Below are 23,650 nucleotides of genomic sequence, written 5' to 3'. Positions count from 1 at the left end.
TCTTAATAATAGTGAACAGACACGAAAAATGGGCAAGGGTAAGGCGAATGTTCAAGCTTATCTTCCTGACACTGTTAGCGTTTATCACGGTCCTGGTCGTTTTCGGCGAAGGTGACAGTCGACGGGTTGAGGCGGAGCCTGTACCGACAGCCGAAACCGCGCCCGAGGCGGCTTCCACACCGGAACCGGAGCCGGAAGCGCCCATCATTCCGGCCTCCGCCGTGGAGCAGACCCCCGAACAGGTCCAGCAATTCGCCGGTCCGGAGCTGCGCCCGTCCCCGGAATATGCCGGGCAGGAGCCGGAAACGAACCTCGCCGACGCGCCGACCGATACGCTTTACGTCACCGGCAATTCGGTGAATTTCCGCGCCGGCCCGTCAACCTCGGAAGACGTGGTGGGCCGGCTGTCGCGCGGACAGATGGTGACCGCCATCGGCCCCAAGACCGGCGACTGGGTCCAGCTGCGCGACGGTCAGGGCCGCACCGGCTTCATGTCGGCGCGCTTCCTGTCAGCCGAACGCCCCTGATCTAAAGCGCCTCGACCAGCGTGGCGAAATGCTCGCCGCGCTTTTCAAAATTGGGATACTGATCGAAACTTGCCGCCGCCGGGGCCAGCAACACGGTCTCGCCCGCGACCGCCTCGGCACTGGCGCGCGCCACGGCGGCTTCCATCGTCTCCACCACCTCATGCGGCGTATCGCCAAGCTGAAGCGCAAAATCGCGCGCGGAATGGCCGATCAGATAGGCTTTGACGACATTCGGCAGATGCGGCTGCAGATCGGCAATACCGCCATCCTTGCCAAGCCCGCCCGCGATCCAGCGGATATTGCGGAACGCCTGCAGGGCCTGCGCGGCGGCATCCACATTGGTGGCCTTCGAATCGTTCACATAGCGGACGCCATTGCGCTCACGCACGGTCTGGCTGCGATGCGGCAGGCCGCCGAAGCTGTGAAACGCAGCTTCAATCTCTCGCGGGGCAAGGCCGACGGCGCGGCAGGCAGCGTAAGCGGCGCAGGCATTCTGGTGGTTATGCGCCCCGGGCAGCCCCGTGACCTCCCGCAAGTCGATGGAGGCGATCTGACGACCCTTGCGATACTCGCTCAGGAAGCCCTTGCGGGCGAAGACACCCCAGGCGAACCCATCGAGCTTCTGCCCCGAAGAGACCCGGATCACCCGGTCATCCCCCGGACCCTCGCCCATCTGGTTGGCGAGATACCGCCCCTCCACCTCATCGACGCCGATCACGCAGCGATCCGGCCCGCCTTCGGAAAACAGCCGCCGCTTGGCCGCGAAATACCCGCCCAGGCCGCCGTGGCGGTCCAGATGATCGGGCGAAAGATTGGTGAACACCGCGACATCCGGCGTCAGCGCCCGGGCAAGATCGGTCTGGTAGGAGGACAGCTCGATCACCACCACCTCGCCATCATGGGCGGGTTCAAGCGACAGAACCCCGGTGCCGATATTGCCGCCGATCTGGCTCGGGCGGCCCACGGTTTGCAGAATGTGATGCACCAGCGCCGTGGTGGTGGATTTGCCGTTCGATCCGGTGATCGTGATGACACGCGGCGTGACGTCGAAATTGTCCCAATCCGGCGTCGCGAAGCTGCGGAAAAACAGCCCGATATCGTTGTCGAGGGGGATACCCAGCTCCAGCGCCATCGCGATCGCGGCATTCGGCTGCGGGTAAAGATGCGGGATACCGGGCGAGGTGACCAGCATGCTGACCCCGTGCCACGCCTCGCGACGGGTCAGATCGCGCAGCTCCATCCCCTCTGCCTCGGCCTGTGCGCGCCCCTCCTGCCCGTCATCCCAGACGACAACCTCCGCACCGCCCGCCTGCAAGGCTGCGGCAGTGGCCCGGCCGGAGCGGCCGAGGCCCAGAACGGCGATGGTCTGGCCGGTGACGCCTTGGACGGGGATCATGGGTTACCTCATGGATGTGGGTTGTTGCGGGCGGGTCTGGTGCGCTGAAGCGCACCCTACGGTGTCCCGCTAACGATGTGTAGGGTGCGCTTCAGCGCACCACCAACCCCACACCCCAAACAACCCGTAACGATGCGTGTCAACGCACCCCAACCGATATTCCCCAACCCGTAGGGTGCGCTTCAGCGCACCACCACCCACACACCCCAAACGACCCGCAACGGTGCATTTCAACGCAACACCACCATGCCCCAACCCGTAGGGTGCGTTTCAACGCACCAAAAACCCCTCACCCACAACGCCCCCGGCAAACTACCGCAATTTCAACGTCGCGAGCCCGATCAGGGCCAGCACAAGCGCGATGATCCAGAACCGGATCACGATCTGGCTTTCCTTCCAGCCCTTCTTCTCGAAATGGTGGTGGATCGGGGCCATCAGGAACACGCGCTTGCCGGTGCGTTTGAAATACAGCACCTGAATGATGACGCTCAGCGCCTCGACCACGAACAGCCCGCCGACAATCGCCAGCACAAGCTCATGCTTGGTCACAACCGCAATCGCGCCAAGCGCCCCGCCAAGGGCCAGCGATCCCGTATCGCCCATGAAGACCGCAGCGGGCGGCGCGTTGTACCACAAAAAGCCCAGCCCCCCGCCGATCAGTGCGGCGACAAAGATCACCAGTTCCCCTGCCCCCGGCACGCCATGCAGGCCCAGATAATCGGCGAAGTTCGCGTTGCCGACCATATAGGCGATCACCCCGAAGGTCGCCGCCGCAATCATCACCGGCATGATCGCCAGCCCGTCCAGCCCATCGGTCAGGTTCACCGCATTGGCCGCGCCGACGATGACGATCATCGCAAAGGGGATAAACAGGATCGACAGGTTCAGCAGCGCATCCTTGAAGAACGGAAAGGCAAGCTGCCCACTCAGCCCGGCGGGGTGCAGATACATCGTCCAGGCCGAAGCAATGAAGGCAAGGCCGAAGCCAAGCGACATGCGCAGCTTTCCCGACACGCCCTTGGTGTTGTGCTTCGAGACTTTCGCATAATCATCCGCAAAGCCGATTGCCGCGTAGCCATAGGTCACCAGCAGCACGATCCAGACATAGGCATTCGACAGTCGCGCCCACATCAATGTCCCGACCAGCAGCGCCGACAGGATCAGAATCCCGCCCATTGTCGGCGTCCCGGCCTTGACGAAATGGGTCTCCGGCCCGTCATCCCGGATGGGCTGGCCCTTCTTCTGCACCTTGCGCAGATAATCGATCAGCGGCTTGCCGAAGATGAACGCGAAGATCAGCGCCGTGAAGAACGCCCCGCCCGCCCGGAAGGTGATATAGCGGAACAGGTTGAAGACGCCATCGCCTTCATTCAGTACGGACAGCCAGTAGAGCATAGGTTATTTCCCCGTTGCCTTCGCCTTGTCGGCGGCCTTGCGCATCGCATCGACGACACGGCTGATATACGAGCCTTTCGAGCCCTTGATCATGACGGTATCACCGGGTCGGACCAGTTCGTCCAGCCGCGCCGCCAGATCATCGGCGGTTTCCGCCCAGATACCCTGTTTATCCCCGGGCAAGGCGTCGAACATGTGACGCATCAACGGTCCTGCCGCATGGACGAGATCGACGGAGGCGAGCAGGTTTTCCGCCGCAAGCGCCCGGTGCTGCGCGGCCTCATCGGGGCCGAGTTCCAGCATATCGCCCAGAATGGCCACCCGCCGCGTGCCGGGAAGCCGCGCGAGCGTGCCCAGCCCCGCCCGCATGGAACTGGGATTGGCATTGAACGCATCGTCTATCAGCCGGATCTCGCCCAGCTCCTCAACCCGGCCCCGCCCCTTCGGCGGTATCCAGTCACCTAGAGCCTTCGCCGCCTCGATCACATCGGCACCGATGGCACTGATCGTGGCCAGCACGCCTATGGCATTCGCCGCGAAATGCGGACCGACCGATTGCAGGGTGAAGTTGATCGGCTTTCCCGACAGCGTCGCGCGAAGCCGCAGCGTCTCCCCCTCCGGTTCAGCCGCGATCAGACGGGTTTCGCCCTCATCCCCGAAGCTGAGGATCGGCGCACCTGCGTCATCCGCCGCTTGCCGCAGGATGGGCGTGGTCGACAGCCCGGTCGGGATAATCGCCGCACCCGCCGGGACGAGACCGCGGAAAATCGCCGCTTTCTCGCGCGCGATCCCGTCGAGATCCCCGAACGCCCCGATATGCGCCGCCGCAATCGTGGTGATCAGCGCCGCATGGGGACGGGCCATGCGCGCCAGCGGCTCGATCTCGCCGGGATTGCTCATCCCGATCTCGATGATCGCGAAATCGCTGTCCGCAGGCATCCGCGCCAGCGTCAGCGGCACACCCCAGTGATTGTTATAGGAGGCCTCAGCCGCGTGAACCTTGCCCTGACCTGCCAGAGCCGCGCGCAGCATTTCCTTGGTCGATGTCTTGCCGACCGATCCGGTGACGCCGATCACCTTGCCCGTCATCCGCGCCCGCGCCGCACGCCCGAGCGCCTCAAGCGCGGGCAGCACCTCGTCCACGATCATTAGCGGCGCGTCATCCGCAACCCCGTCCGGCACCCGGCTGACCAAGGCTGCCGCCGCACCTTTCTGCAAGGCCTGCGCTACGAAATCATGCCCGTCCCGGACATCTGTCAGCGCGACGAACAGATCACCCGGCTGAATGGAGCGGGTGTCGATGCTGACTCCATTTGCCTGCCAGTCGCACGTGACCCGCCCGCCGGTCGCAAGCGCTGCGTCGTCAGAGGACCAGAGCGCCATCAGATCTTCCCGTCCAGGGCCGCAACCGCAACCGATGCCTGCTCGGCATCATCGAAGGGAAACACGTCGCTGCCGACGGTCTGCCCGGTTTCATGGCCCTTCCCGGCGATCAGCAGCGCATCGCCCGGCTGAAGCGCATCGACGCCGCGCAGGATCGCCTCTGCCCGGTCGCCAACCTCGGTGGCCTCCGGACCGGCACCCGCCATGACCTCGGCGCGGATGCTGGCGGGATCTTCGCTGCGCGGATTGTCGTCGGTGATAATCACCACATCCGCATGCTCGCGCGCGGCCTGCCCCATCAGCGGGCGCTTGCCGCGATCCCGGTCGCCGCCTGCGCCCAGCACCACGACGATACGGCCCATGACATGCGGTCGCAGGGATTGCAGCGCCGCGATTACCGCACCGGGCTTATGGGCGTAGTCGACGAAAACCGCCGCGCCGTTCTCGCGCTGCGCAACAAGCTGCATCCGGCCACGCACGGTCTCCAGCCCCGCAAGCGTCGCGATAACCGCACCCGGATCGTCGCCCGCCCCAATCGCAAGACCTGCCGCCGCCAGCACGTTTTCCGCCTGAAACCCGCCGATCAGGTTCAGCCGGGTCAGATGGGGCTGACCCTGCCACGCAAAGCGCAATTCCTGCCCCGTGGCATCGAAACGCTGCGCGAGGATCTGGAAATCGCATTCCTTGCCCGACCCGATCCGCAACAGCGACATGCCCCGATCCTCAGCGATCCCGGCCATTTGCAGCCCGCGCTCGCTGTCGGTGTTGACGACCGCCGTGTCGCCTGCCTCAAGAACGCGATTGAACAGCAAGGCCTTGGCGGCGAAATATTCATCAAACCCGGCGTGATAATCCAGATGATCCTGACTGAAATTGGTGAAGGCAGCCGCCTTCAGACGCACCCCGTCCAGCCGCCGCTGGTCAAGGCCGTGGGACGACGCCTCCATCGCGCAATGGGTGATGCCCGCCGCCGCAGCCTCGGCCAGAACCCGGTGCAGCGTCACCGGCTCCGGCGTGGTATGGGCCAGCTTCGCCTCGTAATCGCCCTGCACGCCCATCGTGCCGAGGCTGACCGCGCGATGACCGAGCGCCTGCCAGATCTGGCGGGTGAAATTGGCAACCGAAGTCTTGCCGGATGTCCCGGTCACGGCGACCGTGGTTTCAGGCTGTCCCCCGAACCAGAGCGCCGCCGCCCCGGCCAGCGCCGCCCGCGGGTCCTCCGACACCACAAGCGCCCCGTCCCAGCCCCGCAATTCCTCCGCCGCAAGCGCCGCGCCGGCTGCATCGGTCAGCACCGCGCCTGCATCCATGCGCAAAGCATATTGGATAAATTCGCCGCCGTGGATCGTCGAGCCCGGAAGTGCCGCGAAAAGATGCCCGGGCTTGACGGTGCGGCTGTCGACCGAAATCCCTGTAATTTCAGGGTCACGCCCGCCAATGGCATTCAGCCCCAGCCGGGAAAGTCGCTTGACGCCGTCGCTCATAATGTCTCCGTCACTCTTTCGCGGCGACCTTTAGCCCAGTTTTGGTCGGCGCTTCAATGTCGGGAAGCTTATCGCTATCGACAGGGCGCAGACCCAGGATCGGGGCGAGCCGCCCGATCACCTCTGCCGCGACCGGCACCGCCGTCGCACCGGCCACCCGGCTTTCGCCGCCGCCCAATTCGGCCGTCGGCTCATCGAGGATCACGACCAGCACATATTGCGGGTTTTCGTAGGGGAAGATCGCCGCGAAATTGGCCACCACGCGGTTTTCGTAATAGCCACCACCCGGACGCGGCTTGTCCGCCGTGCCGGTCTTGCCCGCGACCTCATATCCTTCGACATTGCCCTTTTTCGCCGTCCCACGCTCCACCACCTGACGCAGAAGCCCGATGGACAGTTTCGCAGCCTGCGGCGAGACGACTTCCGGGCCCGGCGGGCGCGGCTTGTCATGGACCAGCGTCGGCGTGACCTTGCGCCCCTCATTCGCCAGCGTCGCATAAGCCGCCGCCAGATGCAGCGGGCTTGCCGCCAGACCGTGACCGAAGCTGACCGTGGCCGAGGTCACTGCGGGCCAGCGGGCCGGGACAATCGGCTTGCCGGTCGGCGCCTCGACCATCTCCAGCGCGGTCGGCTCGAAAAAGCCCAGCTTTTCCAGAAACGCCTTCTGCCGCTCCACCCCGATCATCTGCGCGATCCGCACCGTGCCCACGTTCGAGGATTTCACGATGATATCCGTCACCGACAGGCTGGGGCCGTAATTGTGATAGTCGCTGATATTGTATTTCCCGATCTTCATCGGGCTGCGCGAGTTGATATGCGTGTTCGGGTTCACCAGCCGCAGGTCCATCGCCTGCGCCACCGGGAAAATCTTGAAGGTGGAGCCAAGCTCATACTGTCCCTGCACCGCGCGGTTGAACAGCGGGCTGTCGGACGGGTCGCCCTTCAGCGCCGGACGCGGGCGGTCATTGGGGTCGAAATCAGGCAGGCTCGCCATCGCCAGAACCTCGCCGGTCTTGACCTCCATCAGGATGCCCGCAGCGCCCTTGGCGTTCATGCGCCGCATGCCGGAGGACAGCACCTCCTCCATCGCCGATTGCGCGGTCAGGTCGATCGACAGCGTCAGCGGCGCGCCCTCATTCGCGGGATTGCGCAGCCAGCCGTCAAACGCTTTTTCGACCCCCGCCGTACCGATCACCTCGGCACTGTTCACGCCCTCGGCCCCGAAGGTCGCCCCGCCAAGGATGTGGCTCGCGATCCGGCCATTCGGATAAAGCCGCATCTCACGCGGGCCGAACAGCAGCCCCGGCTCGCCGATGTCATGGACCGCCTGCATCTGCTCGGGGCTGATCTTCTTCTTCAGCCACATGAATTTGCGGTTCGGATTGGTGAAGTCGCGCAGCAACTCCGCCTCGTCCATATCCGTGAAAATCCGCGCCAGACCGGCAGCGGCAGCGGCCTTGTCGGCCATCTGCTGCGGCTGCGCATAAAGACTATGGGTCAGCATATTCGTCGCCAGCACCCGCCCGCGCCGGTCCGTGATATCCGCCCGCTGGCTGAGGATCTGCGCCCCGCTGGCCTGCACACGCGGCTCCTCCGGGTTCGACGACGCCAGAGCGCCCATCCGCAGCCCGACCGTGCCGAACGCCACCAGAAAGCCGAGCGCCATGAACACCAGCCGCCCCTCGGCCCGCTTGCGCGCCTTATCCTGAATTTCGGCCTGCCTGCGGGCGCGGTTCTCTGCCTCGATCTCGTCAGGGTCCTGCCCGGTTTCACGGGCACGCAGAATCCGGGCGAGCGGGCGCAGCGGTTTGCGGATCATCACGGAGACTCCTCTTGCGACGGCGGGTGGTCGGCATCGGTGATCGCGCCCTCTTCGGGCGGTACGAAATTCTCGGGACGGCGGGGCGGGCCTTTGATCGGCGGCGGCGGATAATCGATCTTGGAACTGCCCACGAACTGGTCAGAGGTGATCGGCGCCAACCCCAGCCGGTCGGCATTAAGCTGCAACAGCTCGCGCAGCCGTTCGGGGCGGTTGAGGTAATTCCACTCCGCGCTCAGCACCAGCAATTCCTCGCGCAGGCTGGCGATCTCCTGCTGGACCGCCTCCATCTCGTTCAGCGCGTCCTGGGTGCGGTAATTCTCGCGATACGCCCAGAAGGCCAGCGACATGACGATCATCGCGACAAGAAGGTAAAGCACAGGTCTCATCCCCGCCCCCCCTTCTGCGGCAGGCGCGGCAGTGCAATCACGCGGGTGTCGAGATCGCGGGCCGGGGCATCGGTGCGGACCCCAAGTCGCAGGAAGGCGCTGCGCGCACGCGGGTTCACGGCAAGTTCGGCGTTATCGGCCCCGATGGCGCGCCGTGTCGGCTGGGTGAAGGTCGGCGCATCGACGCTGGTCGCAGGCGCATGACGCGATCCGCCGCCGGAGGTCGCCGCGCGCGATTGCAGGAACCGCTTGACCACACGATCCTCAAGCGAATGAAAGCTGACCACGGCCAGCGTCCCGCCCGGCTTCAGCGCCCGCTCCGCCGCCGCCAGCCCCTCGGCAAGCTGACCGAATTCGTCATTCACCCAGATGCGGATGGCCTGAAAGCTGCGCGTCGCCGGATGGCTCTGCCCCGGTCTCGGGCGGGGAAGCTGGTTGACGATGACATCGGCAAGCTGCCCCGTCGTCGTCAGCGGCCGCGCGGCGATAATCGCCCGTGCAATCCGGCGCGAGGCACGTTCCTCGCCGTAATGATACAGCACATCCGCAATCTGCGCCTCATCCGCCGCGTTCAGCAGATCCGCCGCCGACGGCCCATGATCGCTCATGCGCATATCCAGCGGCCCGTCCTGCATGAAGGAAAAGCCCCGCTCCGCCTGATCGAGCTGCATGGAGCTGACGCCGAGATCCAGCACGACCCCATCAACCGGCTCACCGGCAAGCAGGTCGAGATCGGAGAAGGTGCCCGCAACCATCCGCAGCCGGTCGCCATATTCCCCGGCCCAGCCAGCGGCCATTTCGAACACCTGCGGGTCGCGGTCGATCGCAATCACCCGATCCGCCCCGGCATCCAGAAGCCGGCGCGTATAGCCGCCAGCGCCGAAGGTGCCATCCACCCAGACACCCGAAACCGGCGTTGCGGCGCGGATAATCGGATCGATCAGCACCGGGATGTGAGGCGCTTTGTCAGTATTCTCCAGCGGGGCCACGACCTAGCCCTCGTGCGGTTCCGCCGCCGATGCGGCAGACAGGAAGCTGCGTGGATCGAAATCCGGCGGGAATTGCGACATGTAGTCCTGAAGCGACTCGCTGGCCTCCGAATAGGCATCCGGGTTCCAGACCTCGACGAAATCACCCTTGGAGGTGAAGAACGCCGCATCTTCCAGCCCGATCTTGTCGCGCAGTTTCTGCGGCAGGACCAGACGGCCATCGGTGTCGATCTCGGCCTCGGTCGCCATCCCGTTCATCAGGGTTTCCAGCCACAGGCGCTGTTTCGAACCGCGCGGCAACTGATCGATTTCCTCGTCGATGCGATCTGCTGCCTCGACGGTATAGAATTCCAGCTTCTGCCAGTCCTTCGGGCCGTAGACCACGATCATGCGGGTCCGTTCAGAGGGTTTCCAGTCAGGATCGCCAGCTTCGAAAATACGCCGGAACCGGGCCGGGATCGACATCCGACCCTTCCCGTCCACCTTGACGTCTTCCGAGCCTCTGAACTTGCGCGCCACCGGCAAGCCTCTCCTTCGATCCTGCGACTTTTCCGGCTCACCCGGAAAAGAAAGGCGGACCGGGCCGCTGCCACTGCCCGATCCGCCGCCCTCGTTCCCATCTCTGGGCCCCGCTCGTTGGCGGGCCGGTCCCTCGCGTCACCCTGGGGAAGGTGCTGCTCACGCGTTCGGGACCGTCTTTGTCGGAAGCGGGGTGCCTGTATGAAGTTTGCCTTCGCCTGTGGGGTCTTGTTCGCCCCTTGAGCCCGTTTCCGTAGTTAAGTGATGACATGGGAATTCACGGGAAGCAATGGAAAACTGCGGTTCCGGGACCTGTAACCCATGATGGCTGCACAGAAAACTTATACATAAACGCGGAACAAAACGTGACGTTCGTATATCTGTGGTGGAATGGAGAGAACGGATAACTACATATTGTATGCCTGAGATTTCCCCGCGATGGCCCGGCAAATCCCAAAATTTTTGCCCGACACTCGCAGAAAGACGGAAACCCGTCTTTGAATCAGCAGAAATCCTGGCCTTCAAGCGCGTTCAACAGCCTTTGATTCGGCTTTATCGTTGCCGTTCCCATCTTTTCCCAGCCATCCCATAGCGACGCGGGAAGAGAATCCGGGCATAGCGGCAAGGTTTTTTCGCGCTGCGGCCATGCGCATATACCCCGTGGAACGAATATGCGCCAGTTCAAGAAAGAACTTTCGTGACGCCACGTCACTTCATTAAGCTCAGTAGATTTCGCTTAATGGCTGCATTGCTCGGAGGCTGTGTGGAAACTGGCTGGTGTTGCCCAGCTTTCCCCGAGTTTGGGTCTTGGAGCGTGATTTGCCAATCGGTTCAATTGGAAACTTCAGGTTCGGCCAGGATTCCGCCTCTGCGGCGCTCTGGGTCAGTTTCCCTTTTCAAGAAGCCGTTTTTGCCAAAGCATCGCGGATTAGGCCCTCATCGCGGCAATCAGGGCTGGGATGCCGATGATCTTCATGACGCGGGTCATATTGTAGGCAAGAACGTGCAGGGCCATCTCGGTGGCGACGTTTTTCAGCCGCCTCATCTTGAAGTGCGTCGCACCCATCCATGACTTGATCGTGCCGTAGGGGTGTTCGACCGTCATGCTGCGCACAGCCAGTTGGGTGGGATCCTTGTCCAGGCGCTGTTGAACACGTTCCAGAACATCTTCATGTTCCCACCTACGGATGCGACGTTCTTTGCTGTTCGTGCATTTGTATTTGAGCACGCAACCCTCGCAGTGGCTGGACCAGTAGGTCCGGATCGCTTTGCCGTCTTGCTGACCCGTGAACCGATAGATCAGTTGTTGGCCTGCCGGGCAGATGTAAGCGTCAGCCGCAGCGTCGTAGGCAAAATCGGCTTTGTCGAACTGCCCGCGCGCACCAGCATTCGATGTTTGAGGTTTGGGGACAACGACCGCGATACCGGCCTCTTCGCAGGCCAGGATTTCTTCACTCTTGTAGTACCCCTTGTCCGCGATGACCTCGATCTGATCTGTGGCCATCGCATCGCGGGCGGCCACCGCCATCATCGACAAAGCATCCCTGTCATAACCCTGCATGGTGACTTCATGGGCGACGATAAGGTGGTTATCTGCCTCCACCGCCGTTTGGACGTTGTATCCCACGACGCGCGGCATGCGGGACGTTGTCGCCATGGAGCGCGCATCGGGATCACTCAGCGACACCTGTGCCTCGCCCGTTTCATCCATGCGTCTCTCGATCGATCTGTAGCGACAGGCTTCCTTTTGCAGATGTTCCAGCTTTCGCAGGGTGCGTTCCATGCGCGCTTCGGGCAATACCGTTCCGGTCTGCTCAAACACCTCGTCGGCGCGATCCAACTCACCCAGATATCGTTCAATCGCCTTGTCAATCTCGCCCAGCTTCTGACGCAGCTTGCCACGCGTGTAGTTCTTGGCCTTCGCATTCACCGCCTTGAACCGGCTGCCATCGATAGCAACGAGGGTCCCATCCAGCAGGTTGATGTCGCGACATAGCGCGACGAACTGCTGACAGACCTTGCGGATCGCGGGGCCGTTATCCCTGCGGAAGTCCGCAATTGTCTTGAAGTCCGGCTTCAAACGGCCCGTCAGCCAAATGAGCTCCAAGTTGCGCCCGCACTCACGCTCCAATCGCCGCGATGACTGGACCTGATTGAGATAGCCGTACAGGTAAATTCGCAGCATCAGCCCCGGATGATAGCCGGGTCGACCCGTCGCAGCGGGCGACGCGCTGAAGCCCAGCACGGCAAGATCAAGCATCTCAACGAACGCATCAATCGCTCGAACTGCGCTGTCTTCACCCACGTAGTCGTTAAGGCATTCAGGTAGCAACATCGCCTGATGTCGATCAATGCCCTCAATAAACTGACCCATAAAATGCCTCCGCACCGAATGCAGAAATCATACCATCATTCAGATCAGCAAGGGAGTTTTCACACAGCCTCCTCGCTTAACCAACCTGCCGGAACTGACCAATTCGGCAGGTTGCCGGTCGCGTAATTTGGATGTGTTGCCCGTAAGCAATAACGAATGCGTGATTTTCTCGTGCCCCGGGGTGGATGCATTGCGCTTTCTGCATAGCAGCATTGAGGTATTGATCGTTGTGCAAGCGCAGCAATTGGGCCATCTTCTCCTCAACGGCGCGAACGAAATGCGACGCCGTCAACATGAAACAAGTTATATGAAGCGATAAGAGCAATGGCTGCAACGAACACTCTGACCCACAGCATCACCGAAGGCCGCAAAGCCGGCACCGGCTTCATGGGTATGATTGCGCGCCTGCAAGAGGCCCGCGCCCGCCGTGTTGTCTATCGCCAGACCGTGAAAGAGCTGTCCTGCCTGTCCAGCCGTGAGCTGAACGATCTGGGCATTCACCGCAGCATGATCACCCGCATCGCCGCCGAGGCGGCCTGGGGTAAGTAAGGAATTTGAATACCCGACCCTCCCTCCTCCCTGGGTCCGGGTTAAGGCGGCACCTCCCCTCCTCCTCCCTGGAGGTGCCGCTGACTAAATACGACAGGACCGTCTCTCCTCCCTAGGTCCTGTTGGTATGGCGGCGGCCCTGCCTCTCCTCCCTGCGGGGCCGCTGCTGAAACACCGGGATATGTCGGTCTCTTCCTCCTCCCATGAGGCCGATATCAGCGATACGGGCGTCCTCCTCCCTGCCTGTATCGCAACCTATACGCGGCCCCTCCTCCTCCCTGGGCCAGCGTTGATGCGGCGGCGCCCCTCCTCCTCCCTGGGCGTCGCCGCTTTTCATTTCGGGCAAGCTGCGGGATAAGGGCGGATGTTGTCATATCAGCACATTTATCACGCCGGGAACGCCGCCGATCTGCACAAGCATGCGCTGCTGGCATGGATGCTGGATTACCTGACCCGCAAAGACAAACCGCTGAGCTATATCGAGACCCATGCCGGGCGCGGGCTCTATGATCTGGCCTCCGCCGAAGCCCGCAAGACCGCCGAGGCCGAAGCCGGGATCGGGCGCGCGGAATCAGGGCAATGGCTGCCGCCGGATCATCCGCTGATGCGGGCGCTGCACGATGTCAGGCAGCGTCACGGCGCGAGCGCCTATCCCGGCTCCCCCCTTATCGCGCAGCATTTCCTGCGCCCCGGCGACACGGCGCACCTGGCCGAGCTGCACCCCGCCGAGCATGACGCACTGGCACAGGCGGTCCGGGGCGCGAAACTGCACCGGCAGGACGGGTTCGCGATGGCGCAGGCCGTGACCCCGCCGACCCCGAGGCGCGGGCTGATGCTGGTCGATCCGAGCTATGAGGTGAAGGCGGATTACGGCGCGATACCCGGTTTCCTGAGCGATATAGCCCGCAAGTGGAATGTCGGCGTGCTGGTGCTGTGGTATCCGGTGCTGAGCGATATCAACTTACAGACAACTATGGTCGACACACTCGGCACGGCCTTCCCCGATGGGCTGAAATCGGAGGTGCGATTCCCGCCTGCGAAGCCCGGTCACGGGATGGTCGGATCGGGGATTTTCGTGGTGAATCCGCCCTGGGGCCTCGCCGATGAGGCGGCCCGGCTGGCGGCTGTTTTCGCTGGCTGAATCGCCCGCACACCCCGTACACCGCGCGTACACAGGACGTACACCGCCTGTACACAGCTTGTCAGGTCACGGGTCCATCACGGATAATTCTGTCGGATCACGCCGCATCCGAATCCGCTCAACCCCGATCAGGTTGACGAGTCCCGGCGGTTAGGAAAGCGAACCCGAACGAGGCTGACGGACCCGCCGGTCCCCGGCAGTTCGCCATCTGGACAATTGCGAGAGAGGCGGATTTCGGCTAGGGTATCGTCAGCGCTGAAGGGCAAATCGGTGCCGGTTCAGTCGAAATACGACGCTGACTGGCGCGGTTGGCCCGGTCTGGTTGAAACGCGGACCGTTCGGTCGGTTGGGCGAGTGAATGTGATGATCAGTGCAAGCGAGTATTTCGATCAGGACAGGCGTGCGATTCCCCCCGAGGTCGAGGCCGCGTTCTACGCATCCCTGAAAATGAACAATGCGTCGTTCAAGACGACGCGCCATAATCGTTTCGAGGATCTGGATGACCGGATCGCCGGTATCCTGGCCGGGGCTTTTCCGGGGCCCGTTCAGGTTCTGGATGTGGGTGTGTCAGCCGCCGTCAGCACGCTGGAATTGCTGGACGCCTTGAAACGCGCCGGGGTCTCGCCCGAGATCACCGGGACCGATCTTTATCTGCATGGCTATCTGGTCGATCTGGGCGGCGGGCTGCGCGTTCTGTCCGACCAGCGGGGTTGGCCGCTTCAATATGAATTCGGCTCGCGCGCGACGCGCCCCTGGATCCGGCGGCTGGATTATCTGACATTGATGGCGCCGATACGGTTCATGGCGGCGCGTGTGCTGGCGCGTCGGGTGGCGGCGCGGATTGCGCAAGGCGACGCCCGGCCCGTAACGCTGGCATCGCGCGGTGTCACCGAAGCGCCCGAGATTTCGCTGGTGGAGGATGATGTGCTGGTCCCGCGAACGGCGTTTCGCGGGCGGTTCAATTTCATCCGTGCGGCGAATATCCTCAATCTCGGCTATTTCAGCGAGGACGGGCTGAAAACCGCGATCGGCAATCTGCGCGACTATCTTGCCGGGCCGGGATCACTGCTGCTGGTCGTGCGCACGCAGGAGCGCAGCGACCGCAATGACGCAACGCTGTTCGAATTGACGGATGGCGGCAGGCTGGAGCCGCGCCAGCAATTCAACCGTGGCTCCGAAATTGCCGGGCTTGTCGCACAAATCGGGCCGGATGCCCCCCAACAGGGACAGGGCTGAGGTCATGCCGGTCAAAACAATATGGTCGCCCGCCCCTCGCGCAATATGCTGCGCGCTGGCCTTGCTTGCCGGTCCGGCAGCCGGTCAGGAGCAACGTCCGGCCTTTCCCGGCGCGGTCGGTTTCGGCCAGATCGCGACCGGCTGGCGCGGGGGCGAGGTCATGGCCGTGACCTCGCTGGACGATGCGGGGCCGGGAACGCTGCGCGACTGCGCGGAAAACGGTGACGTGCCACGGATCTGCATTTTCGATGTGGCGGGCACGATCACGCTGGACACGCCGATCACGCCGGGATCGAATCTGTATATCGCCGGGCAGACAGCACCGGGACAGGGGGTTCAGCTTCGCAACGGCAAATCGGCGCGGTCGCCGCTGGTGATCGTGAATATTCACGATCTCGTCGTGCGGTTTCTGAAGCTGCGCCCCGGCCCCAGCCTTGAGCCGTCGCCCGTTGTCGACGCGCTGTCCATCGAGGATGGCGAGCGGCTTTATTTCGGCAATCTGTCGTTGATGTTCGCAACGGATGAGAATTTCAGCCTTCATGTCTCCGACGGCGTGTCCGCCGATATTACGCTGGAGCGGAGCATTGTCGCTTACGGGCTGGACAACTCCACCCATCCGAAGGGGAAGCATTCCAAGGGCGCGCTGATCTGCTCCAAGGAGGGGACGGATAACGAATGCGGGCGGGTCACGCTGTGGGGCAATCTGTTTGCCCATAATCGCGACCGGAACCCCGATGTGAACGGGACGGAGATCGGCCCGATCGAGGTGGTGAACAATATTTTCTACAACCCTATCAGCCAGTTCGGCGAGGCTTACGACCTTACCGGAAATCTGAGCCTCGTCTATGTCGGCAATGTCGCCCTGACCGGACCCAGCTCCCGCCCGCGCGCCGCCTGGGCTGTCGAATCGCTGGAATTCGAAGAGGGGAACGAGATCACGATCAATGTGCGCGACAATATTGCCGCACGGCGCAAGGATTGCGAGGCTGCCGGGGAATTGCCGATCCTGGACCCGAAGGCGTGGTTCGATCAGGCGCGCCAGCCGGTGGAGCCTGTCTCAGTGCAGCCGATCCCGGCGCGGGAGGTGATGCGGCAAATTCCGCCGCTGGTTGGCGACCGGATCGATGGCCGTCGCGATCCCGACCCGCTGGATGAGCGCGTGTTGCTGAGCCTCGTCGAATGTACCGGGAAGGTCATAGATTCGGTCGAACAGGCTGGCGGCTGGCCCGAATTGTCGGGACCACGGCGGCAGGATGGCGACCGGGACGGGCTGGCCGATGATTGGGAAAGCGGGCGCGAGGGTTTTGATCCGGCCCGCGCTGACGATCCGTGGCAGGCCGATCTGCAGACGGGCCTGCCGGCAATCGAGGCTTATCTGGCCGAGTTGGCCGGGGATATTTCAGCGCCATAGCGGTTGCCGGGGGGGGGTGGCCGGTGAATGCCGGGGCTCAGTGGAAATCCCGGCTGGGGAACAGCCGTTTCGCCTGATCGCGGGGGTGCATGGCACGCGGTGCGGGCAGCGGACGGGGGGCGTTGTCGGTCTTGGCGGTCATCTGACCGATGGCATCTTCCATCGGATGACCCAGATCGCCGAGGCGGTGCGAGAGATCCTCGATATGTTCCGCGATCAGATGCACGACGATGCCTTCGCGTTGCAGCTTGCCGGTGACGCGCAGCAGGCGGCCGCCCATGACCTCGCGGCGGAAGTGCTGGAAGACCTTGCTCCAGACCACCACATTTGAGACGCCGGTTTCGTCCTCCAGCGTCAGGAAGATCACGCCGGACGCCGTGCCGGGCCGCTGGCGGGTGATGACGAGGCCGCAGACGGCGGTGCGTCGCAGCGGGGCCGCGGTCAACTCGCTGTGGCGGGTGAGGCCGGGGATCGAGGGGCGCAGCAGCTCCATCGGGTGAGCGCGGAGCGTCAGGCGGGTGGCGACGTAATCCTCGACCACCTCCTCGCCCAGATGCATCTGCGGCAGGGTGACGGCGGGCTCGTGGATCGCCTCGCCGTCGATGGGGTCGCCAAACAGCGGCAGCGGCGCCTGCCCCCGGATCGCGCGGACCTGCCACAGCGCGTCGCGGCGGGTGAGGCCCATGACGGCGAAGCCATCCGCCTCGGCCAGACGTTCCAGCACGGCAGGCGCGATCCCGGCGCGCAGCCACAGGGATTCGGGGTCGGGATAGCCATTGCCGCGCGCGGCCGCGATCCAGTCGGCGTCGTCCTCCCGGAAGCCCTTGATCTGGCGAAAGCCAAGCCGCAGGGCCAGCGCGCCATCGCCCCGGCGTTCCAGCGTGTTGTCCCATGCGCTGTGATTGACGCAGATCGGGCGCACCTCAACCTGATGGTCGCGGGCGTCGCGGACGATCTGGGCCGGGGCGTAAAAGCCCATCGGCTGCGCGTTCAGCAGCGCGCAGGCAAAGACCGCCGGGTGATGGCGCTTCAGCCATGCCGAGACATAGACCAGCAGCGCGAAGGCCGCCGCGTGGCTTTCGGGGAAACCGTAATCGGCAAAGCCCTCGATCTGGCTGAAACAGCGTTCGGCGATCTCGGGGCTGTAGCCGCGAGCCAGCATGCCGGCGATGAATTTTTCCTTATGATCGCCAATCGTGCCCATGCGCCGGAAGGATGCCAGCGCGCGGCGCAGCTGATCGGCCTCCTCGGCGGTATAGCCCGCGCCGACCACGGCGATCTGCAGGGCCTGTTCCTGAAACAGCGGTACACCGAGGGTGCGGCGGGTGACCTCTTCCAGTTCGGCGCCGAAGGGTTCAGGTGCCTCAAGCCCCTGACGGCGGCGGATATAGGGCTGAACCATACCACCCTGAATCGGGCCGGGGCGGACGATGGCGACCTCGATCACCAGATCATAAAACTCCTTCGGCTTCATGCGCGGCAGGAAATTCATCTGCGCCCGGCTTTCGACCTGAAACACACCGACCGCATCGGCCACGCAGAGCATGTCATAAGTGGCGGGATCCTCGGGCGGGACACTCGCCAGCGTCAGCGCCATCCCTTCGTGATCGGCCAGCAGCTTGAACGCCTTGCGGATACAGGTCAGCATCCCCAACCCCAGCACATCGACCTTGAGGATACCAAGCGCGTCGATATCGTCCTTGTCCCATTCGATGACGGTGCGATCCTCCATCGCGGCGTTTTCGATGGGGCAAAGCTCGTCCAGCCGACCCTTTGTGATCACAAACCCGCCGACATGCTGGGACAGGTGGCGCGGAAAGCCGATCAGTTCCCCAATCAGGCGCAGCGTCTGGGCCAGCCGGCGATCATCGGGGTTCAGGCCCAGTTCGCGCACGCGGTCCAGATCGGGGCCGTCGCTGGAATGCCCCCAGATCGAGCCGGACATTCCCGCCGTCACGTCCTGCGAAAGCCCCATGACCTTGCCGACCTCTCGGATCGCGGCGCGGGACCGGAAATGGATCACGGTGGCGCAGAGCCCCGCGCGGTGGCGGCCGTATTTTTCATAAATCCACTGGATGACTTCTTCGCGGCGCTCATGTTCGAAATCGACGTCGATATCGGGCGGCTCGCCGCGATGGCGTGAGACAAAGCGTTCAAACACCATGCCGATCTGGTCGGGGCTGACATCGGTGATGCCCAGAAGGTAACACAGGATCGAATTCGCCGCCGAGCCGCGCCCCTGACACAGAATCCCCTGCGAACGCGCATATTGCACGATGTCATGGACGGTCAGGAAATAGGCGGGGTAGTCGAGTTCCTCGATCACGGCCAGTTCCTTGGCCATCAGCTGCCGGGGCCGTTCCGGCGCGCCGTTCGGATAGCGGCGCTGCATCCCTTCCTGCGCCAGCCGGGTCAGCCGCGCCATCGGGGTCTCGCCGCCCTCCGCAATCTCATCGGGATATTGATAGCTGAGTTCCTTCAGACTGAAGGCGCAGCGGTTGGCGATTTCCAGCGTGCGGCGCAGCGCGGCAGGGTGGTTGTAGAACACCCGCTCCATATCGGCGTGGCCTTTCAGCCGCCGCTCGGCATTCAAGAGCGCGCGGGTGCCGATATTGTCGATGGTGCAATGCTCGCGCATACAGGTCAGCACATCGGCCAGCGGGCGGCGGCTGGCACGGTGCATCAGCACATCGCCAACCGCCACCATTGGCGTGGCACAGCGCAGCGCCAGATGGGCGCAGGCATCGAGATGCGCCTGATCCGAGCCGTCATAGCGCGGCGCGGCCCCCAGAAAGACATTGCCCGGAAAACGGCGACGGAGGCGCTGGATATCGGGCGCGGCCTCCGTCAGCCCGCCCTGCGGCAGCGCGATCAGGATCATGCCGGCGCAATGGTCCAGCATATCCGCAAGGTCCAGATGGCATTCCGCCTTCCCGGCCCGCCGCTTGCCCAGCGTCAGCAGCCGCGTCAGCCGTTTATAGGCCGCCAGATCAGTGGGCAGCGCCAGCCATTCGACCGCGCTGTCGCGCAGCACCAGACGGCAGCCGGTGATCAGCTTCGGCAGATGCGGCACCTCGGGCGCGGGAATGTCGCGGGGCGTGCCGATTTCCTGCCGCGAACATGTGTCGATGCGATGCTGCGAGCGGATGCGGATCGCCTCCTCCGCCTTTTCAGTCAGGATTTTCAGCGCCGAATATGCCCGCACCACACCGGCCAGCGAGTTGCGGTCGGTGATGGCGATGGCCGACAGGCCCAGCTCGGCGGCGCGGGTGACGAATTCCTCGGGATGGGAGGCCCCGGTCAGGAAGGTGAAATTCGTGGTCACGCAAAGCTCCGCATAGCCGCCTGACCGGGCTGACAGGGTGCTGCGGGGCGGTTCGACCGGGCGATTCTCGCGATTGATCTCGATCATGCGAACTCTCCCTGAACGAACCAGCCGGGATCTTGCGGCGTGTAGAACAGCCAGAGGCGGCGGCCCTGTGTTGTCTCGACCCGCCAGTAGTCGCGCGGCCCGCTGCGCCAGTTTTCATCGTTCAGCCACCATTCCGGCGCGATCCGTTCCGGTCCCGTCGCGCGCATGGTCGTCAGGCGCATCCGTCGCCAGCGGAACTGCTGCGGCGGGCGCGGGCCGGTGGCGCGGATCGCTTCGGGGCGGAACATGATCAGCGGGCGGAGACGCGGGGGCGGGGGAAAGGGTTCGGGGCTGGAATAAGCCGCCGGTGCCATGATGAAGCTGCGTTCCGGGATATGGCTGTCGGCGGGCAGGAAACGCAGGATGTTTTCCAGCCCGATCCTTGTGCCGATGCGGGTGATGAGGTCGTCCAGCCGGTCCCGGTTGTCGGGCCCGGCATGGTTGATCTGCTCGGTCGGGAGCGGCTCAACCTGCGTCGCCTCAAGCCGCATCTGGTCGATGCCATAGCCTGCGTCGACCTGACCGATGTCGCGCGCGAAAAGCGGCAGGATGCGGGCCGGGTCGCGCAAGGGGCGGGCAAGGCGTAGCTCGACATGCCGGGCGTGGCTGTCCACGCGGCGCAGGGTCAGGCACAGCACCCGCGCCCCGGCCTCGTCCCGGATCAGCTTGTCGCAGAGGCGGATCAGCAGGCGTTCGGTTCCGGCCATCACATCCGCCTCCAGCCCGATGGGTTCGGGCAGGCTCAGCCGCACGCCGTAATGGGGCGGCTCGGCTTGCGGGGAAATCTGCTCGGGTTGCAGGCCAAGCGCCTGATCCAGCCGCATCAGCAGGTCCGGGCCGAAACGGCGGGCGAGCGGGGCGCGGGCGGCATTGGCGAGTTGTCCGATGGTGCGAAGGCCCAGCCTCTGCAGCGCCGTGACGGTGTCGCTGTCCAGCCGCAATGCCGCCACTGGCAGCGGGTCAAGCGCCGCCTGCGCCGCCCCCGGTGCCGCCACGCCTTCGCCATGCCGCGCCAGCGCCCAGGCCGCGCCGCGCGTGTCGCCCAGCCCAATCTGCACCGTCAGCCCGACCCGGGCCAGCCGCTGGCGCAGATCGGCCAGCATCGCCGCCTCGCCCCCCGCAAGATGGGCGGAGCCGGTGATGTCCATGACCAGCCCGTCCTCACCCTCAAACCCGACCCAGGGGCAATACCGCGTGGCCCAGCGGCGCAGGTTGTTCAGAAAACACCGATCCGCCATCGGCTCGGCGGGGCGGCTTTGCAGATCGGGGCAGAAGGCGCGGGCATCGGAAAAGATCATGCCGCGATACAGCCCTTGCCGTTCGGCGGTGATATTCAGGCAATATATCCGGTTGGTATTGTCCTGCCGCAAGGTCAGCGCGAACGGCCCCGCGACAGGGCGCAACCGCAAGGCCCGGTCACTCGCGAGCCTTGGAAACCACAATGAGACGACGCGCCGATTGGCTCCATCGAACATGCCAGATACCTAATGTTCCTGATTTGTTCTTAATAAGCGCCCATCGTTGCAGAGTCGAGTCTTCCGCTGCACTGGCAGGGTCGGGCAGCGGGCTGATATGCCACCGGGTTTCCGCCGCCGGGCTGCCCATCCCTTCGGGGATCAGGCAGAGCCCGGTGCTGTGCCCCGCCTTCGCCGCCAGTTGCAGCCTGCGTCCGGCGGTCAGGCCAAGGGGCGCGGTCAGTTCCATCACCACCAGCGGGACACGCCCGTCACGCAGGGTTTCTTCGGCCACGGCCAGCGTCTCCGCCTGCTTTTTCGTCTGTGCGAGCAAGAGCCGGGACGGGTCGATATACGCCGAAAGCCCGCCGATGCTGGCGTTTTGCAGCTGCCAGCTTTCCCGGATCCACAGCACATCGCCTGCATCCGCTGCCGCAACCGCAGCCAGACCGATTGCCAGCGGTCCGCAGGCTTCATGGACACGGGCAGGCAGCAAAGGGAAGGCGGAGATATCGGAGGACATGCCGGTAAAATAGACTGCAGGCTGGCGCTGTTCAAATCCTCCGAACACCAGATCGCCCTTTATGGCAAGATGCGAATTGCAGGCAGTGCAAGACCGCAGCGATTGGTTTCGCCACGAAACCTCCGGTCGAGGGTAAGGGGATCGTCCCGGTCCGGCTGACCCGTATCCGGCGACTTCTCCGCCCGCTATCGGAATCACGGCAGGCGAAGATCAGCACCATGCCTTCTTGACATACGATATATGAACACATATTCATGTGTTATATTTTTAATCAGAGGTACGTCATGTCACCAGCCGATACACATGGAGAAGGTCACGACCACGACCATTCTCACACGCCGCCCGTCACCAGCGACAATGAACGCAAGGTGCTGTTGTCCTTCTTCCTGATCGCCAGCTTCATGGTGGTCGAGGTGATCGGCGGGTTGATTTCCGGTTCTCTGGCGCTGCTGGCCGATGCCGGGCATATGTTGACCGATGCGGCAGCGCTCGGTCTGTCTTATCTGGCCTTTCGGCTGGGACGGCGTCCGGCGGATGAGAAGCGGACCTTTGGTTATGGGCGATCCGAGGTGGTGGCCAGCCTGCTGAACGCGACGACGCTGTTCCTGATTGCCGGATGGATCATTTACGAGGCGTGGACGCGGCTTTGGAATCCGCAGCCGGTTCTGGCCGGTTCGATGATGGCGGTCGCCGTGGCCGGGTTGCTGGTCAATATTCTGGTGCTGTGGATCCTGTCGCGCGGTGACAAGGATCACGTCAATATTCAGGGTGCCTCGCTGCATGTGATGGGCGATCTGCTCGGCTCTGTCGGGGCGATTCTGGCGGCGATCATCATCTGGTTCACCGGATGGACACCAGCGGACCCGATTCTGTCGGTCTTCGTCTCGCTGCTGATCCTGCGCAGCGCCTGGGCGCTGATGAAAAATGCACTGAATATTCTGCTGGAGGGGACGCCGAAAGGGGCAGAGCCTGCGGAAATCCGGGCCTATTTGACGTCAAATGTGCCGGGGCTGGCGGCGGTCGAGCATATCCATGTCTGGTCGATCACCTCCGGCAAGGTGATGGCGACGATGCATGTGCGGCCTGAAAATCCGGGTGAGGCGCGCGCTGTGGTCGAAGCCGTGGAGCGGGCGTTGAATGACGAGTTCGATATTGCCCACGCGACCGTTGCGATCAGTTGGGAGGGTGCCGCAAGCCATTGCAAGCTGAGCGGCGCGGATGACCACGATCACGCGGAGGCCGGGCATGGCAGCGAGACCGGGACGGGCGTGAACGCGCCTGCCCCGCAAGGAGCCGGGGCATGAGCGGGGCTGACGACGCGCCCTCCCAGCACGACATCGCCATTCTGGCGGAGACGTTTCGTCTGCTGGGCGATCCGACGCGCCTGAGGATCATGTTCCATTGCCTCGACGCGCCGAAATCTGTGGGCGATATTGCCGCATCGCTGGAGCTGTCGCAGACGCTGGTGAGCCATCACCTGCGCCTGCTGCGCGGGGCGCGGCTGGTCCGGGCGGAACGGCAGGCGCGGCAGGTGTTCTATCAGCTCTCCGACCGTCATGTCAGCGATATGCTGCGCGACATGGCCCGGCATATCGGCGAGGATCACGACGAGGATTAGGGGGACAGGCGGGGCGCGCCTGTTCCCCGCC

The 23,650-nt window shown here is 63.9% G+C and carries 19 protein-coding genes; 7 read left to right on the top strand and 12 right to left on the bottom strand.

Annotation, left to right across the window (positions count from 1 at the left end; translation table 11 throughout):
- Positions 1-47 precede the first annotated feature (47 nt).
- Positions 48-527: an SH3 domain-containing protein gene (locus tag PAF12_RS02445; RefSeq protein ID WP_271108431.1), complete on the top strand. Its 480-nt coding sequence runs from the start codon at positions 48-50 to the stop codon at positions 525-527.
- A 1-nt stretch (position 528) separates the two neighbouring features.
- Here the strand turns inward: PAF12_RS02445 and murD are convergent, their stop codons facing one another.
- The 9 genes from murD to PAF12_RS02400 all read right to left on the bottom strand — a co-directional run bounded on the left by murD (position 529) and on the right by PAF12_RS02400 (position 12,275).
- Positions 529-1,923, bottom strand: a complete 1,395-nt coding sequence (gene murD, locus PAF12_RS02440) for a UDP-N-acetylmuramoyl-L-alanine--D-glutamate ligase (protein WP_271108430.1) — start codon at positions 1,921-1,923, stop codon at positions 529-531.
- Between the two features lie 312 nt (positions 1,924-2,235).
- Positions 2,236-3,318 carry a phospho-N-acetylmuramoyl-pentapeptide-transferase gene (gene mraY / locus PAF12_RS02435; RefSeq protein ID WP_271108429.1) on the bottom strand — a complete coding sequence of 361 codons (1,083 nt, stop codon included), beginning with the start codon at positions 3,316-3,318 and terminating at the stop codon, positions 2,236-2,238.
- A gap of 3 nt (positions 3,319-3,321) precedes the next feature.
- Positions 3,322-4,701, bottom strand: a complete 1,380-nt coding sequence (gene murF, locus PAF12_RS02430) for a UDP-N-acetylmuramoyl-tripeptide--D-alanyl-D-alanine ligase (RefSeq protein WP_271108428.1) — start codon at positions 4,699-4,701, stop codon at positions 3,322-3,324.
- Positions 4,701-6,185 carry a UDP-N-acetylmuramoyl-L-alanyl-D-glutamate--2,6-diaminopimelate ligase gene (locus tag PAF12_RS02425; protein WP_271108427.1) on the bottom strand — a complete coding sequence of 495 codons (1,485 nt, stop codon included), beginning with the start codon at positions 6,183-6,185 and terminating at the stop codon, positions 4,701-4,703. The genes murF and PAF12_RS02425 overlap by 1 nt, the downstream gene beginning before the upstream one ends.
- 10 nt (positions 6,186-6,195) lie before the next feature.
- Positions 6,196-8,004, bottom strand: a complete 1,809-nt coding sequence (locus PAF12_RS02420) for a penicillin-binding protein 2 (RefSeq protein ID WP_271108426.1) — start codon at positions 8,002-8,004, stop codon at positions 6,196-6,198.
- Positions 8,004-8,393 (bottom strand): cell division protein FtsL, encoded by a 390-nt coding sequence (locus PAF12_RS02415; protein WP_271108425.1) that lies wholly within the window; start codon positions 8,391-8,393, stop codon positions 8,004-8,006. The genes PAF12_RS02420 and PAF12_RS02415 overlap by 1 nt, the downstream gene beginning before the upstream one ends.
- Positions 8,390-9,382: a 16S rRNA (cytosine(1402)-N(4))-methyltransferase RsmH gene (gene rsmH, locus PAF12_RS02410; protein WP_271108424.1), complete on the bottom strand. Its 993-nt coding sequence runs from the start codon at positions 9,380-9,382 to the stop codon at positions 8,390-8,392. Before rsmH ends, PAF12_RS02415 begins: the two co-directional genes overlap by 4 nt.
- Positions 9,383-9,385: 3 nt before the next feature.
- Positions 9,386-9,901 (bottom strand): division/cell wall cluster transcriptional repressor MraZ, encoded by a 516-nt coding sequence (gene mraZ, locus PAF12_RS02405; RefSeq protein ID WP_271108423.1) that lies wholly within the window; start codon positions 9,899-9,901, stop codon positions 9,386-9,388.
- Positions 9,902-10,829: 928 nt separating this feature from the next.
- Positions 10,830-12,275 (bottom strand): IS1182 family transposase, encoded by a 1,446-nt coding sequence (locus PAF12_RS02400; protein WP_065331940.1) that lies wholly within the window; start codon positions 12,273-12,275, stop codon positions 10,830-10,832.
- 387 nt (positions 12,276-12,662) lie between these two features.
- Here PAF12_RS02400 and PAF12_RS02395 point away from each other — a divergent pair, with 387 nt between their 5' ends.
- The 4 genes from PAF12_RS02395 (at position 12,663) to PAF12_RS02380 (ending at position 16,612) form a co-directional block, all read left to right on the top strand.
- Complete coding sequence (locus PAF12_RS02395) at positions 12,663-12,824, top strand: DUF1127 domain-containing protein (RefSeq protein WP_271109633.1); 162 nt, start codon at positions 12,663-12,665, stop codon at positions 12,822-12,824.
- Between the two features lie 364 nt (positions 12,825-13,188).
- Positions 13,189-13,965: a 23S rRNA (adenine(2030)-N(6))-methyltransferase RlmJ gene (locus PAF12_RS02390; protein ID WP_271108422.1), complete on the top strand. Its 777-nt coding sequence runs from the start codon at positions 13,189-13,191 to the stop codon at positions 13,963-13,965.
- 363 nt (positions 13,966-14,328) lie between these two features.
- Positions 14,329-15,201: a hypothetical protein gene (locus PAF12_RS02385; RefSeq protein ID WP_271108421.1), complete on the top strand. Its 873-nt coding sequence runs from the start codon at positions 14,329-14,331 to the stop codon at positions 15,199-15,201.
- A gap of 4 nt (positions 15,202-15,205) precedes the next feature.
- Positions 15,206-16,612 (top strand): hypothetical protein, encoded by a 1,407-nt coding sequence (locus PAF12_RS02380; protein ID WP_271108420.1) that lies wholly within the window; start codon positions 15,206-15,208, stop codon positions 16,610-16,612.
- A gap of 37 nt (positions 16,613-16,649) precedes the next feature.
- Here PAF12_RS02380 and PAF12_RS02375 read toward each other — a convergent pair whose 3' ends face one another.
- Genes PAF12_RS02375 through PAF12_RS02365 form a run of 3 tightly spaced genes read right to left on the bottom strand, consistent with a single transcriptional unit; the run spans position 16,650 to position 22,001 of the window.
- Entirely contained in the window at positions 16,650-20,024 is a 3,375-nt protein-coding gene (locus PAF12_RS02375; protein WP_271108419.1) for an error-prone DNA polymerase, read from the bottom strand.
- Positions 20,021-21,499 carry a DNA polymerase Y family protein gene (locus tag PAF12_RS02370; RefSeq protein WP_271108418.1) on the bottom strand — a complete coding sequence of 493 codons (1,479 nt, stop codon included), beginning with the start codon at positions 21,497-21,499 and terminating at the stop codon, positions 20,021-20,023. The genes PAF12_RS02375 and PAF12_RS02370 overlap by 4 nt, the downstream gene beginning before the upstream one ends.
- Positions 21,441-22,001 (bottom strand): hypothetical protein, encoded by a 561-nt coding sequence (locus tag PAF12_RS02365; RefSeq protein ID WP_271108417.1) that lies wholly within the window; start codon positions 21,999-22,001, stop codon positions 21,441-21,443. Before PAF12_RS02365 ends, PAF12_RS02370 begins: the two co-directional genes overlap by 59 nt.
- Positions 22,002-22,285: 284 nt before the next feature.
- On the opposite strand from PAF12_RS02365, the gene PAF12_RS02360 reads away from it, so the two are divergent.
- Both PAF12_RS02360 and PAF12_RS02355 read left to right on the top strand, forming a co-directional pair.
- Positions 22,286-23,305 (top strand): cation diffusion facilitator family transporter, encoded by a 1,020-nt coding sequence (locus tag PAF12_RS02360; RefSeq protein ID WP_271108416.1) that lies wholly within the window; start codon positions 22,286-22,288, stop codon positions 23,303-23,305.
- Complete coding sequence (locus PAF12_RS02355) at positions 23,302-23,619, top strand: metalloregulator ArsR/SmtB family transcription factor (RefSeq protein ID WP_271108415.1); 318 nt, start codon at positions 23,302-23,304, stop codon at positions 23,617-23,619. The genes PAF12_RS02360 and PAF12_RS02355 overlap by 4 nt, the downstream gene beginning before the upstream one ends.
- Positions 23,620-23,650 lie beyond the last annotated feature (31 nt).

The organism is Paracoccus sp. SCSIO 75233 (assembly GCF_027912675.1).
Lineage (GTDB): Bacteria > Pseudomonadota > Alphaproteobacteria > Rhodobacterales > Rhodobacteraceae > Paracoccus.
The sequence above is the reverse complement of the archived record's forward strand: the minus strand, read 5'-3'. Positions and strand labels throughout refer to the sequence as shown.